Below are 14,274 nucleotides of genomic sequence, written 5' to 3'. Positions count from 1 at the left end.
TCATGAAAGGTAAATAATTATCATTATGAATTATTTGCGTAACGTGCTTTTCCAGTGCTCTGGTACAAAGCGATTCTATCAGGAATCGAAATTGCGAAGAGAAATTCATTAAAAATAATAAAAGAGGACTCAACGATCCCTCATCCATATTTCAACTAACCAAGGGTGGGCCGCCGCGCGCGGGGGCCTATGAATGAAAAAAAGGCTCGTTCCCCAGCGATGATGCGGTATATAAGACTTTGTATTTGCGGATCGTGGAGCTTGAGAAGAAGTGGCAGGAACGTCGCCAGTCTGGCAGCGGAGGGCGCCCGCTATAAAGGGTCGCTTCAGAAATTTTCATTCACTCACCATTCAGCGAAGGTTTTTTGCTGTTCGGTACGACCAAATATTTCAACTGCTAAAAAATCGAATTTACACAGATTTCTGGACATCCCCTCAGATCCGTACCTGCTCAATTGGCTGCTTCGAATGAAAAGAGAATTGGGCATTTAAAACCCTCCAGTTTTCGCTGAAACAATATCAGCAGAAATTGAAGGGGATAAGACCGTCAAATAAGAAATTACTGTTTATGGTTATAGCGGATGAAGTTGGTCATGACATGCGCTTCTTCTTCCGGAAAACCGTATTTTTCTTTCGCGTCCTGAAGCGCGTATTAAGAAGGTCATGTTGCGGGCAAGCTGACGCATGGTGCTAAGACATTCCACATCTTCTTTCGCTTGCCCGGAGAGCCGTCCATACACCATGTTCCAGTAGTTGGACGACACAACCGGCATTCCGCCAATGGTGAGTACTTATTGAGCTCATCAAAAGTACTCGAATTTCCGCCGCGGTATGTGTCCCTCCGAATTTCATCGCTTTATCAAACCGTGTGGAGTAGAACAGGTACCGCTGGAACGTATATTCGTTTACGTTTGCAAAGTAAACGGGGTATCCAATGATACAGCCGTGAATATTCTTGTTGTCGATGTGGACCATTATCGTTTCCAGACCCAGTTTTTCGAATTCTTTTCGTACTTCCTCAAGGGCGACGGCGGTCTTTCCGTTTACCTTCGGGGAGGCGTTGATCAGTCATACGTCCATTTCCTCTGAAACCCTTTCCTGGTTTCTGGAAAAATTTTTGGTCAGCCGGCAGGTCGAAAATCCGCTTTCAATATAGCCAATCAATTCGGTTGTCCGAATCGGGATGGCTCTCTTGAAGTTCGAACGAAATCTCCGGAAAGCAAGGAAGTCCGTTTTGTGAATCAAGCTCGTATCCTTCGTTTGAAAAGGACAGAACAGCCGCAAATGTACCCCTGAAAGAGAAAAGGATCGACTCAGGTACAATAGAACTGTCCAAAGCGCTGAAAACGCCTCCAAGTTACTCTAACCCGGAGGATGGTTCGAGCATTGCGCCGTGCGGACAACCAGAACAGCCCGCAATGGGGAGACAGAAAGAGGGAAGTTATCGATGATTGCCTTATACGAAAGCCGTAAGGGAACCTGGCACAAACAAGCAGAAATGCCCAATCAGGATGCAGCGATCGCCCTGCAGATTCACAATGCGACCATCGCCGTTTTGTGCGATGGGGTATCACTCAATTACCGGATGGAACCTTCGCACAGTGAAGAAGCTTCCCGATTCTGCGTGAAAGAAAGCGTCGCCTATCTTCGTTCGCATTTACACACAAATACGCCGGATGCAGAAATGGACAGCCTGCTGCGCAGTCTTTTTGTTCATGTCCGACAGGAAATGATTCGCTATTTAAACGCGAAAGGCATTGAAGAAGGCGACGCGTCCACAACAATGCTGGTCGCGATTTATCGCAAAGGAAAACTATGGGGCGGTCTGGCCGGAGACGGCGGTATTTTGTATGAACGAACCGATCGTTCGATTGCGATGATGGTTACCGAGATCAAGACGTCTTCGATGGTTTATTCGCTGCGCGATTCCAGGCACTGGGCCTTTTTCAATTCTCTGGGCTCGCCGCTTCCGGTTCGTCGCGTTTTTATCGCGACCGATGGCGTGTTCGATACGATCTGCGGCTGGAACGGCCAGGGCGTCGTCTGTCATGTGGATGAACTGTTCGACTTCTGGAACGTATCCCGTGTGAAGGAAAAACAAAGAGAGGCGTATTTAAAAGCAAGAGTGGACGAAGTCCAGTCCGGAGATGATCTCTCCGTTGCGCTGATTGAGGATTCACACTATTTCCATACAAAATGAGAACGATTAGAATATTCCAGTAAACTCAGGAAATGCGCGAAACGGCGCATTTCTTTTTTGAGGCACATTTCTTTTTTGAAAAGACAGGAAAGCGTCTTCGTGCATGAAAGAAGATCGATCCAAAAGCAGGAAGACGGGAAAAGAGGAAAATTTATGGCAGAAAGACTTTTTGATCATGCTGTCGATCGCTCGAGCGATCATTCGTTGAAGTATCATGCCGGTCCGATGCTGAGCGATCCGAAAATGATTCCGCTCTGGATTGCAGATATGGATTTCGCCGCACCGAAAGCCGTACGCGATGCGCTGGAAAAATGCTGCGCGCTGGGCGTATTTGGCTACACCGCCCCATGGGATAAGTATTTACAGGCGGTACAGAACTGGATGAAATCCCGCCATCATACCGCGATTGAAAAAGACTGGATCGTAACGGCGCCCGGTATTGTTCCGGCGATTAAAATCCTGATTCAGGCACTCACAAAAGAGGAAGATCCAATTCTGATTTTCCCTCCGGTTTATCACCCGTTCAAAAACAGTATTGAAGAACTGAACCGTACACTGGTATGCAGTCCTTTAAAGGAAGAGAACGGCATCTATTCCATCGATTTTGAAAATCTGGAGACGCAGCTCAAAGAGAAAAAAGTGCGTATGATCATCTTCTGCTCGCCGCATAATCCGACGGGAAACGTCTGGGCTAAAGAAGATCTCCAGCGTCTGGCTGCCCTTTGCAAAAAGTACGATATTGTGCTGGTCAGCGATGAAATTCACATGGACTTTGATCCCGATCATCGTCATACGACCATGCTGGAAGCGGATCCGACCATTGCGGATCAGCTCGTTCTCTGCACCGCTCCATCCAAGACATTCAACCTGGCTGGTCTGCAGGATTCCAACCTGATCATCCCAGATGAAACCATTCGCAAAGCCGTACGCAAGACGATGTCACGCTGCGGTATGGGCGAGGCCAATGTTCTCGGCCTTGTCGCCTGTCAGACTGCCTACGAGCAGGGTGCCGAGTGGGTAGATGAGCTGAACGCCTGTATCCGCGAAAACGCGCGGTTTATCCAGAAGTATCTGGAAGAACACATTCCGGAAATTCGCATGGCCATTCCGCAGGGAACATACCTGTTCTGGCTCGACTGCCGAGGCCTGCAGATGAGCGATGAAGAACTGCACGACTTCTTTTTGAACAAAGCGCATCTCTGGCTCAATGACGGCGTGATGTTCGGTCAGGAAGGAAGCGGATTCATGCGTCTCAATGCCGCCTGCCCAAGATCGACGCTCAAGCGCGCGCTCGACCAGCTTGCTGATGCCTGGAACGAAAAGAAGAAGAACCAGATCCCGATCGGCGATCTGTCGCTGCGATAGAAAGCCGTAAACTGGAAAGACAAAAACAGCCGCCCCTGCGAAGAAGAGAACGAAGCGTTCGTCCGGCTTTCTTCTTTGAATACGGGGCGGCTTTTCTTCTGGAAACAAGGACGACTGCAAATTGTCGAGACTGCACAATTCGAAAAAGAATTTGTCACATCCCGCTCATTTTCCATCTGCAAAGACCAACAAATGGATCGATTCTTTCTTTTTTGAAACAGAAAGGCATATAATTGAGTGATTCACTATTTTATTTAGGAGATGAATGGAGGAATATTATGAGTTACGCAAGCTTCAACGATATCGTCGCACACATGAAAAACTACGGATTCGTATACCAGGGATCCGAAATCTACGGCGGCCTTGCCAATACCTGGGATTTTGGTCCGCTTGGTATCGAACTGAAAAATAATATCAAAAACGCCTGGTGGAAACGCTTCATCCAGGAACAGCCGGAAAACGTCGGCATTCAGTCGGCCATTCTGATGAACCCGCAGGTATGGGTAGCCAGCGGCCACGTCGGCGGATTCTCCGACCCGCTCATGGACTGCAAGGACTGCAAAACCCGCTACCGCGCAGATACCCTGATTGAAGACGCCACCGAGGGCAAGGTCAATCCCGCTGGATGGACCAACAAGCAGATGGAAGAATTCATCGACGAGCACGTAATTGTCTGCCCGAACTGCGGCAAGCACAACTTCACCCCGATTCGCCAGTTCAACCTGATGTTTAAAACGTTCCAGGGCGTTACCGAAGACGCGAAAAATGAAATTTATCTGCGCCCGGAAACCGCACAGGGCATTTTCGTAAACTTCAAAAACGTACAGCGCACCATGCGTAAGAAACTGCCGTTTGGCGTCGGCCAGATCGGTAAATCGTTCCGTAATGAGATCACACCGGGCAACTTCATTTTCCGTACCCGTGAATTCGAACAGATGGAACTCGAATTTTTCTGCAAGCCGGGAACCGATCTGGAATGGTTCAAGAAACTCGAAGGCATGTGCGAACAGTTCCTGCATGACCTCGGCCTGACTTCCGATCGTCTGCGCCTGCGTGCTCATGATCAGGAAGAACTTTCCCACTATTCCAACGCAACCACCGATATCGAGTACCTCTTTGGCGCTCCGATCGGCTGGGGCGAACTCTGGGGTATTGCTGACCGTACCGACTTTGACCTCACAGCGCACCAGAACACATCCAAGCAGTCTCTGGAATACTTCGACCAGGAGGCCAATGAAAAATACATTCCGTATGTTATTGAACCTTCCGTCGGCGTTGAGCGTCTGATTCTTGCGGTTATGTCGCAGGCTCTCGAAAACGAACAGATTTCCGAAAAGGACAGCCGTATCGTTCTTCGCCTGCATCCTTACCTCGCTCCATATAAGGCAGCCGTTCTTCCGCTGTCCAAAAAGCTTTCCGAACAGGCCAGAGCGCTCTGCGGCGATCTCGCTCGCGACTTCTCCGTAACCTACGATGAAGCCAATAACATCGGTAAACGCTATCGTCGTCAGGATGCGATTGGTACGCCGTTCTGCATCACCGTTGACTTTGAAACGGAAAATGACGGCTGTGTAACCGTTCGTGAACGCGATTCCATGGAACAGGTCCGCATTCCGCTGACTGAAGTGAAAGACTACATCGCTTCCCGCGTTCAGTTTGCCTAGGCTCTTCCATTTCAGGCTGCTCCCGCTCTGGGAGCAGCAGCTGATTCGAGAAGAGAAATTCCTTTTGCGTATTACGAATGGTATGGGATCCATTTCGCCGCGTCGAAAAGCGAGTACCCTTCACCTCATTTTGTCATCCGCCCGGATTAAAAAGTTACGCATTTTGTTCATTTGCACAGTGAACGAAACGTCGACGTTTGAACAGGGCGAAAACGGGGCGAAAACGATACGCGACGTACGACTGCTATTTCCTTCATTTACTGATCAAAGAGCCGAATTCTGCCTCCGGCTCTTTGCTTGTTTTCATAAAACGGCGTGATCCCCCAGGGAAAGGAGCCTGAGTTTCATGCAGATTCCTGAACAGGATCTTCGTAATATTTTGGATCAGACCGATATCATTTCGGTCATTGAGCGGTATGTCCCTCTCGAAAAAAAGGGAAAAGAATATCTTGGTGTCTGTCCGTTTCATGACGACCATTCGCCATCCATGCGCGTCTCCCCGGACAAGCAGATTTATAAATGCTTCAGCTGCGGCGCCGGCGGCAATGCGCTTCGCTTCATTCAGAACATTGAACATATCTCTTTTCCGGAAGCAGCGGCGAAAGCTGCCGAATGGATCGGCTATCCGCTCAACATTCAGAAGGCTGAACCGGATGAAAAGAGTGTTCAGAACCGCGACGCGTACGAAACGCTGCGCCTGTTTACGGTGTACTGTTCGTACGAGCTGTTCAGTCAGGACGGACTGAAGGCCCTGTCCTATTTGAGCGGCCGCGGCTTTTCGAAAGAAATACTGAAAGAATACGAAATCGGCTATGCGCCGGAAGCCGGCATGGTCAAGGACTATCTGACGCATCGCATTTCCGATCGAACCATGCTGGAAAAAACCGGTCTGGTTCAGATTGGAACGAACGATCTCATCCCGAGCTTTTACAACCGGATTATGATTCCGATCCATGACGCCAACGGTAAGCCGGTTGGGTATACCGCCCGTATTTTGCCGCCGGCGCAGGGACCGAAGTATGTCAATACGACGTCCACGGAGCTTTACGATAAAAGTTCGCTGATTTTTAATTATCACCGCGCGAAGGATGAAGCCCGCAAAGCCGGCCGCGTCATTCTCTGCGAAGGCGCCATGGACGTACTGGGACTGGCCAAAGGCGGCTTCAAAGAAGGTATTGCCTGTCTAGGAACAGCGCTGACGGATACGCAGCTCGGCCTGATCGCCGCGCTGAACGTTCCGGTCACGCTCTTTTATGACCAGGATGAGGCAGGCCAGAACGCGGTCTGGAAATTTGCGCAGAAAGTGCAGAATACCGGAATCCGCTTTTCCATCGTCGCCAATGCGCCGCGAAAAGATCCGGATGAAGTGTTCAATGCCTACGGCCGGGAAGGACTGGAACAGGCGATTGAACAGACCGTCTCGTACGCGTCCTTCGCGTTCGACTATTTAAAAAAACAGTACAATCTCAACAACTACGAGGATAAGAAGCAGTACGCTCGCGCCATGGAGTCGATCATTCGAACGACCCTCGAATCGTTCGAACAGAATGCGGCGTTTGAAAAGCTGAAAGCACTGACCGGCTTTTCCTTTACCGCCGAACCCCTCAAGCCTGTCTGGCAGCCAAACCGCTTTAAAAAAGGCGGAAAAGCAGCAGGGAATGCCGCTCCAGCGGTCATCCCGCCGGTTGTCAAAGGCCGTCTGCAGGCGGAAAAATCCGTCCTGTGGTCCATTCTGTTTCATGAGAGCTTTCTGAAGCAGTTTCAGGAGCAGGTCGGCTTCTTCTCGAATCCCGCCTGTTCGAGACTGTCTCTCTACATTTTGCATGCGTATAAGACCGATGCCTCGCTGGATCCGGCCATTCTGATCGAACAGATAGAAGAGCCGGATGCGCGGGATCTGCTCGTTGAACTGGCGGAATGGCCGGACTATTCTGATCTGCTTCCTCAGTTTTTCGACGATGCCGTCTGCAAAATTAAATCGGATATGTTATCGCACAAGATCGATTCCCTGACGAGGCAAATTCGTCAGGCGAGAGATCTGAGCGAAAAAATAGAACTGACCAAAACGAAACAGTCGCTGGTTCTCGAAAAGAACCGGCTCAAAAAGACGGTCCAGTTCTGAGCTGCACGAATGGACCGTTCTATTCACGGCATGCGTCTTTGTTAAACCGCACGCTGTCCATCGCCTCGCTGTCCATTTCGCACATGGATGGCGGGCGAATTTTCATAATTGGAAAAAGAAACATAGAAAGGAACCTGATACGATGACCAGAAAAGCCAGGAAATTCCGTTCGCTCGATGAAGCGAAAGAGTATCTGCTTTCTATGAGAGATCAGAAAGAAGCGGTTGATCTTTGTGACTTTCAGGAGATGATTACTTCCCTTGATCTGAGTGATGAAGAAAATGAGGATCTGTTTGAATGGATCCGAAACAGCCAGGTCCTCGAACTCGATTCGGATACGGAGGGACTCGAAGCCGACGACCTCGATGACGAGCCTGTCCGTTCCAGAAAGGACCCCTTTCCCGAAGACTTCGGCGAAGCTCTGGAAGGAAGACTGGATCAGGAGCTTAAGGTAGACCAGGAAGAAGAATTAGAAGAAGAACTGGAAAGCGAAAGCACTCAGGAAGAAGAGGAGAACTTCAGCCAAACCGCAAAGTCGCGCAGGGCCTCTTATGACGAGATTGAAAAACTCGAAAAGGCATTTGAGGAAAATTCCAAAAATCGCAGCAGCGATCCCGTACGCATGTATTTGCGCGAAATCGGTCAGATTCCTCTGCTCACCGCCCAGCAGGAAAAGGAAGCCGCCAAAGGCTACCAGGAAGAAGGACGCAAGGAATGCCGCGATCTGCTGATCAATTCCAACCTGCGTCTAGTCGTTTCCATTGCCAAAAAGTTCAACGGGCGCGGCCTGCCGCTGCTCGATCTGATTCAGGAAGGAAACTGCGGCTTGATCAAGGCGGTCGAAAAATTCGACTACAAGCGCGGATTTAAGTTTTCAACGTACGCGACCTGGTGGATCCGCCAGTCCATTACGAGAGCCATCGCTGACCAGTCCAAGACGATTCGCATTCCGGTCCATATGACCGAGACGATCAACAAGCTGACGCGTATTCAGCGTCAGCTCATTCAGGATCTGGGACGCGATCCGCTTCCGGAAGAAATTGCGGAAAAGCTTCCGAATATGAAACCGGAAAAAGTCCGTGAAATTCAGCGGATCGCTCTTGAACCGGTTTCGCTCGAAACGCCGATCGGCGAAGAAGACGATTCGCATCTTGGCGATTTCATTGAAGACAAAACGTCCATTTCTCCAGTGGAATACACCCACAACCAGCTGCTCAAGGACGAAATCGCGCTCGCGTTAGAAACGCTGAACAAAAGGGAAGAGGAAGTCATCATGATGCGCTACGGCCTCCATGACGGTCAGCCCTGTACCCTGGAAGAAGTCGGACAGGCGTTTTCGCTGACGCGCGAACGCATTCGCCAGATTGAAGTCAAGGCGCTGCGCAAGCTCAAAAGCCCCGCCCGCTCCAAACGGCTGAAGGATTTTAAACAGTAATGGAAATTCAGAAACTCCCCGGACTTTCGACGCTATCCAAACGCCTGAAGATTCTGGCGCAGGAAGTCGAAGGTCCAGTACTTGCGGATATCGGCTGTGATCACGGTTTCGTATGCATTCAGGCTCTTCTAAACGGCAAAGTGCAGAAAGCCTATGCCTGTGATTTGCGGGAAGGCCCGCTCGAATCAGCCAGAGCCAATGTCGCTCAGGCGGGTCTTAGCGATCGGATCTTCTGCCGCCTTCGAAACGGGATCGAAGGATTAGAAGACGATGTGAATCAGATTCTGATCGCCGGCATGGGCGGTACGCAGATCGAACAGATTCTTGCGGCCAGTCCGCTTCCGGATCGAGTATCGTCCCTGCTGCTTTCTCCGCATAAGGATACCGAACATCTGCGCCAGTGGCTCTGTGATCATGGCTTTACCATTGTCCGCGAGCGGATGATTCAGGACGGCCATTTTTATCCGCTGCTTTATGTACGCCCTCCAAAAGCAGAGAAGCAATCGCCGGCGGTCGATGGTACGCTGTCGCCTCAGGCCCTGTATTTTGGCGTTCATCCAAAACGGAACGCGGATTATGATGCGTGGCTGTTGTGGCGGCTTAACAAATGGAAAACCATCTGTAAAACCATGCCGGAAGATAAGAAAGCACCGTTTCTGCAGAAAATCGAGATGGCAAGATCCCTCCAGAATCTCTCAGACGGATCTGTCTCATCTACACTGGATCCAGAGAAGGAATAAGCGTCCAAAACCGGTCCAGCTGCTTTTTTCACCACAGGAAATGAACAGGCTATCGTCAGGAACTGAATTCCTTACGGCAGCTTTTCCTTTGTCTGGACTGAGCCGTTTTGCGGCGCAGACGACGTGAAAAAAGCGGAAATCCAAAGGAGATCCCCGCTGAACTGCGAATGGAGCAGCGCAAATCGATAGTGATCTGGTTTCTGTGAGTGAATTGAAACAGTAAATGCAGCCATTGAACGGATAAAAATGAGCTGTTTTTGTCAATTGAAAACTGGTCCAGGCGCGTAACTGAAAGGCTGGCCCGTGAATGGAATATCACGGTGGAAGAAATGCGGGCAATTCTCTCGGCCCGCATTGAGGCCGGAATGAATGACCCTGACCCGAAGAAGCGGGTGCAATGGGAAAGGATATCCCGCGCCGGGACGATACCTGCGCCGGAAGAGCGGCTTCGGCAGGCGGTAGAGCCGATCGAAGCCGAAGGGTGCGGCGATCTGCTTCGATGGTATCCGATTTTATGAGCAAGGGTGCATTTTTAAGAGCGGGATTTTGAATAATGGCAAGAATGAAAAACAGCAGGTTTGCGCATCGCTATGTGCCGCCTGCTGTTTTTCGTATCTATTTCTCTGTCTGTACAAATTTTGTCCTTTCTGATGAATTCAACTGGATTGAATTTTTCTTCTGTCCAGTATCCCGGGTTCGAAAAGCGTTTGCAATATATAGATGATAATAGAAATCAAACTATACGAATAATCAATAAAAACAGTATAAATAGAAATGCGCTTGCGGAAGCGGAAATTCCGTTTTCTTCGTTCGTTTCGGCTTCAAATCTGTGTACGATAAAAGAAGACGATTGAAAAACCAGACAGCAGGCAGGAGGGACACGTATGCCATTTAAGCTCATTCGAAATGATATTACGGAAATGCACGTCGACGCCATTGTGAACGCGGCTAATCGATCACTGGCCCAGGGCGGCGGCGTGTGCGGGACCATCTTTCAGAAAGCAGGCGCGGCAAAAATGGCAAAAGCCTGCAAGCCTCTGGCACCCATTTCGACCGGACAGGCGGTTCTTACGCCTGGATTTGCGCTGCCGGCAAGATACGTCATTCATGCGGCAGGTCCAGTTTTTGCGAGTTACACTCCAGAAGAGGCGAGATCCCTGCTTGCCAGAACCTATCAGAGTGCTTTGCAGCTGGCCGATGAAAATGAGATCCGCAGTCTTGCCTTTCCTCTGATTTCCAGCGGAATTTACGGCTTTCCTAAAGACCAGGCGCTTCAGGTCGCCATGACGACCATTCTGGATTTTCTGAAAGATCATGAGATGGATGTCTATCTGGTGGTGTTTAACCGGGAATCCTTCGCGCAAAGTCGAAAACTGGCCGGTGAAGTGGAAAGCTATATTGAAGACAATTATGCGGAAGAACATACTGACCGATCACGGTCGGAATCCTTTGAACTGGATGATTTTGAACTGGATGATGAGGAAGAGCTTGTCCACGCCGCACCTTCACTCGTTGAAGCGCCTCATTTTGCAACTGCTGCCGCAGCAGAAGGAATGCCTGAAGACGAGGAAGACCATTTTATCGTCGATGAACCGTTTAATCAGAAGCTTTTCCATCTGATTGATGCCAAAGGCATGAGCGATGTGGATGTATATAAGCGGGCCAATCTCGATCGCAAGCTCTTTTCCAAAATCCGAAGCCGCAAAAACTACATCCCCAGCAAGAAAACGATCCTGTCTTTGGCCATAGCGCTGAAGCTTACTCTCCAGGAAACCGATGAGCTGCTCGAAAGTGCGGGCTACGCTCTGTCGCGTTCGCTGCTGTTCGATGTGATTGTTGAATTCTTTATCCAGAAGCAGAAATACGACATTTTTAAAATAAATGAGGTTCTCTTTCTCTACGATCAGCCGCTGCTCGGCTCGCTCTGATGCTCAGACAGCCGGCCAATTGGATGTCGCCGTACCGTTTTAAATGTCGCTTTTCGGGCGACCTGAAGAAAAGCCTTCTTTTGTAGGATGGATTCATCCAGAAAAGGAGGTTTTCTTCTATGACAGCAGGATTAACTGAACTTGTTTTTATTCTCGATCAGAGCGGCTCCATGTACAATCTGACCGAAGATACGATTGGAGGTTTCAACTCCATGCTCGAAAAGCAGCGTCATGTAAAAGGCGACTGCAAAGTCACAACGGTTCTCTTCAACGACAGGGCGCATACAATCCACAACCGCCTCGATCTTCAGGCAGTGCGTCCTATGACCCGTAAAGACTACATACCGCACGGGTCTACCGCACTCTATGATGCGGTAGGAAGGACGATGGATTCGATCATCGCGTCACAGCGGCACATGAATCCGAAATACCGAGCTAGCCAGGTGATGTTTGTCATCATTACGGACGGATTGGAAAACGACAGCATGTACTATTCCGCCAGCCAGATTCGAAAGATGATTGAGTACGAAAAAGAAAAATACGGCTGGAAATTTATTTTCCTCGGCGCCAATATCGATGCCGAAAAAGCAGGCTCCGAGATCGGAATTGATGCCCGATTCACCGCAAGCTACGTACCCGATGCGGAAGGGACAGAGCTGAATTTTGAGGCGGTCAGCGCTGCAGCGGCCTGTGTACGGGAGAGCGGTATTCTGGAGGAAGACTGCCTCAATGAAATCCGCAGCGATGAAAAGAAACGAAATCGAAGACGCTTTTAAAGATCTTCGCGTATTCCGAAGATGAAGAGACAGCATGGAAACCGAAAAGACAGCCGCAGCTGCCCTCAGGCATAGGAAATCAAGTCTAATAAAGAAAAACGTTCAGGTGTTCGCTTCACTCGCAAAGGCGAGGCGAAATCTGAACGTTTTTCTTTAATAGGACTTCGAATCAGGAATAGAAAGGGGAATCCTGCGGGGACGATCGGCGGTGCGGGTATTCAGCAGCCTGCGACGAATCGCCGGCGGCAAGAAGACAGAGAGGAGGCGGTCTAAAGCAAAAGGAAAAGGCTCTGAGACCTCTGCATGTGCTGCAGAAGATCAGAGCCTTGTATTCGGGATACAAAGAGAAAGCATTAGTTCTTCTTTTTCAGAATCAGCGATTCGTACGGACGCAGGGCGAGAGCATCCGGATCAAAATCACTGTAGTTGGACAGGATTCGCTCGTATTCATGAAGATCGAGCGAAAGGGGAGCGGGGTGTCCGAAAAAATTGTGGACGCATAAAATTTCTTCGCTATCGAGTTCTCGCACATAGGCGTAGAGATTTTTGTCCGTTTGAAGGAGCGTTCTGGTCGTTCCGTGCTGCAGGATGGGATTTGTTTTCTTGAGCGCGATGAGTTTCTTGTAGTAGTCATAGATGGAGTCTTCTTCCTGTAAAACCGACTCTGCATTGACGGTTTCGAGATTGTCGTTGAGGCGAAGCCAGGGCTGGCCGCTTGTAAACCCGGCGTTTGTCCCATTCGTCCACTGCATGGGCGTACGGCCGTTGTCGCGGCTTTTTGCCTGGAGAATGGCGAGAATTTCGTCATCGCTCTTATGCTGCTCGTGTTTGAGCATGTCCGCCGCGTTGTGCGATTCAACGTCGTCATAGTCCGCGACAGAACGGCTGTTGAGATTGGTCATGCCGATTTCATCACCGTACAGGAAATACGGAGTACCGCGGCGGGTAAAGATCACCGATGCCAGCATTTTTGCGGATTCCTTCGGGTAATGGACGGGATCGCCAAAGCGGGAAAGGGCTCTTGGCTGATCGTGGCAGTTCCAGAACAGCGCGTTCCAGCCGCCTTCTTCTTCCATTTTCACATCCCATTCAAAGAAGAGATCTTTCAGTTCCTGAAAGTCGAAGGGCATGAGCGTCCATTTCTGCTTATCCTTGTAGTCGACTTTCAGATGATGAAAGTTAAAGCACATGGAAAGCTCTTCGTTTTCGGGTTTCGAATAGCCGGAACACTTTTCCACGGACGTTGCGGACATTTCGCCGACCGTCAGGACATCCGCATTGCCTAGCGCTTCGACATGCAGCTGATGAAGATAGTCGTTGACTTTCGGACCATCGGTATAAAATTCCTTGCCTTCGCTGCCTTCCGGTGCGTCTTCAAACGCCATTTTGTCAATCAGGTTTACGACATCAAAACGGAAGCCTTTGACCCCTTTTTCTATCCAGAATTTCAGAACATTGACCAGTTCGTTTCGCACATCCGGATTGGCCAGATTCAGATCCGCCTGGGTAGGATCGAACAGGTGCAGATAGTATTCGTCAAATTTTTCGACATACTGCCAGGCTGGGCCGCCGAATTTGGACGGCCAGTTGGTGGGCAGATGACCGTCTTTTCCTTTTTTCCAGATGTAGTAGTCCTTATACTTCCTGTTGCCGGCCAGAGCTTTCTGAAACCATTCGTGCTCGGTTGACGTGTGGTTGAATACCATATCGAGCATGATGCCGATTCCGCGCTTTCCGGCTTCACTGACCAGCGTTTCGAAATCGTCCATCGTGCCGTAGTCGGGGTTGATGGCGGTGTAATTGCTGACATCGTACCCGTTATCCTTTTGCGGGGAGGGAAAGATCGGGTTGAACCAGATCATGGTGATGCCAAGATCCTGCAAATAATCCAGATGTGAGGTAATGCCGTTCAAATCCCCGCGTCCGTTTCCGGTGGTATCCTGAAAGGACTTGGGATAAATCTGATACACGACTTGTTTTGAGCAGTCCATACATTTCCTTTCCATAATCAGTTCCAAAGTGCAGTTCAGAGGGTCATCGCAGA

The 14,274-nt window shown here is 49.8% G+C and carries 10 protein-coding genes; 9 read left to right on the top strand and 1 reads right to left on the bottom strand.

The window, feature by feature from the left end:
* The first annotated feature begins 1,447 nt into the window (after window positions 1-1,447).
* The 9 genes from Afil_RS07560 to Afil_RS07520 all read left to right on the top strand — a co-directional run bounded on the left by Afil_RS07560 (window position 1,448) and on the right by Afil_RS07520 (window position 12,230).
* Window positions 1,448-2,200, top strand: coding sequence for a protein phosphatase 2C domain-containing protein (locus Afil_RS07560; protein WP_230267965.1), 753 nt, complete (start codon window positions 1,448-1,450; stop codon window positions 2,198-2,200).
* 153 nt (window positions 2,201-2,353) lie between these two features.
* A complete protein-coding gene (locus Afil_RS07555; RefSeq protein ID WP_230267964.1) occupies window positions 2,354-3,565 on the top strand; it encodes a MalY/PatB family protein in 1,212 nt (403 codons plus the stop codon).
* Window positions 3,566-3,843: 278 nt separating this feature from the next.
* Entirely contained in the window at window positions 3,844-5,229 is a 1,386-nt protein-coding gene (locus Afil_RS07550) for a glycine--tRNA ligase (protein WP_230267963.1), read from the top strand.
* Between the two features lie 346 nt (window positions 5,230-5,575).
* Window positions 5,576-7,351 (top strand): DNA primase, encoded by a 1,776-nt coding sequence (dnaG, locus tag Afil_RS07545; RefSeq protein ID WP_230267962.1) that lies wholly within the window; start codon window positions 5,576-5,578, stop codon window positions 7,349-7,351.
* 142 nt (window positions 7,352-7,493) lie between these two features.
* Window positions 7,494-8,786: an RNA polymerase sigma factor RpoD gene (gene rpoD, locus Afil_RS07540; RefSeq protein WP_230267961.1), complete on the top strand. Its 1,293-nt coding sequence runs from the start codon at window positions 7,494-7,496 to the stop codon at window positions 8,784-8,786.
* Window positions 8,786-9,526 carry a tRNA (adenine(22)-N(1))-methyltransferase gene (locus Afil_RS07535; protein ID WP_230267960.1) on the top strand — a complete coding sequence of 247 codons (741 nt, stop codon included), beginning with the start codon at window positions 8,786-8,788 and terminating at the stop codon, window positions 9,524-9,526. The genes rpoD and Afil_RS07535 overlap by 1 nt, the downstream gene beginning before the upstream one ends.
* A gap of 257 nt (window positions 9,527-9,783) precedes the next feature.
* Window positions 9,784-10,044, top strand: coding sequence for a hypothetical protein (locus Afil_RS07530; protein WP_230267959.1), 261 nt, complete (start codon window positions 9,784-9,786; stop codon window positions 10,042-10,044).
* A 366-nt stretch (window positions 10,045-10,410) separates the two neighbouring features.
* Window positions 10,411-11,454 (top strand): macro domain-containing protein, encoded by a 1,044-nt coding sequence (locus tag Afil_RS07525; RefSeq protein WP_230267958.1) that lies wholly within the window; start codon window positions 10,411-10,413, stop codon window positions 11,452-11,454.
* A gap of 119 nt (window positions 11,455-11,573) precedes the next feature.
* Window positions 11,574-12,230 carry a vWA domain-containing protein gene (locus Afil_RS07520; RefSeq protein WP_230267957.1) on the top strand — a complete coding sequence of 219 codons (657 nt, stop codon included), beginning with the start codon at window positions 11,574-11,576 and terminating at the stop codon, window positions 12,228-12,230.
* A gap of 353 nt (window positions 12,231-12,583) precedes the next feature.
* Here Afil_RS07520 and Afil_RS07515 read toward each other — a convergent pair whose 3' ends face one another.
* A complete protein-coding gene (locus Afil_RS07515) occupies window positions 12,584-14,221 on the bottom strand; it encodes an alpha,alpha-phosphotrehalase (RefSeq protein WP_230267956.1) in 1,638 nt (545 codons plus the stop codon).
* Window positions 14,222-14,274 lie beyond the last annotated feature (53 nt).

Origin of the sequence: Allobaculum fili (assembly GCF_020969955.1) — a bacterium.
Classification (GTDB): domain Bacteria; phylum Bacillota_I; class Bacilli_A; order Erysipelotrichales; family Erysipelotrichaceae; genus Allobaculum; species Allobaculum fili.
Note: the sequence above shows the minus strand (reverse complement) of the source record. Positions and strands in the feature narration are given on the sequence as shown.

Excerpts from the sequence above, each read along its gene's own strand:
- Afil_RS07560 (WP_230267965.1), top strand. The coding sequence starts at position 1,448 with ATGATTGCCTTATACGAAAGCCGTAAGGGAACCTGGCACAAACAAGCA.
- Afil_RS07555 (WP_230267964.1), top strand. The coding sequence starts at position 2,354 with ATGGCAGAAAGACTTTTTGATCATGCTGTCGATCGCTCGAGCGATCAT.
- Afil_RS07550 (WP_230267963.1), top strand. The coding sequence starts at position 3,844 with ATGAGTTACGCAAGCTTCAACGATATCGTCGCACACATGAAAAACTAC.
- dnaG (WP_230267962.1), top strand. The coding sequence starts at position 5,576 with ATGCAGATTCCTGAACAGGATCTTCGTAATATTTTGGATCAGACCGAT.
- rpoD (WP_230267961.1), top strand. The coding sequence starts at position 7,494 with ATGACCAGAAAAGCCAGGAAATTCCGTTCGCTCGATGAAGCGAAAGAG.
- Afil_RS07535 (WP_230267960.1), top strand. The coding sequence starts at position 8,786 with ATGGAAATTCAGAAACTCCCCGGACTTTCGACGCTATCCAAACGCCTG.
- Afil_RS07525 (WP_230267958.1), top strand. The coding sequence starts at position 10,411 with ATGCCATTTAAGCTCATTCGAAATGATATTACGGAAATGCACGTCGAC.
- Afil_RS07520 (WP_230267957.1), top strand. The coding sequence starts at position 11,574 with ATGACAGCAGGATTAACTGAACTTGTTTTTATTCTCGATCAGAGCGGC.
- Afil_RS07515 (WP_230267956.1), bottom strand. The coding sequence starts at position 14,221 with ATGGACTGCTCAAAACAAGTCGTGTATCAGATTTATCCCAAGTCCTTT.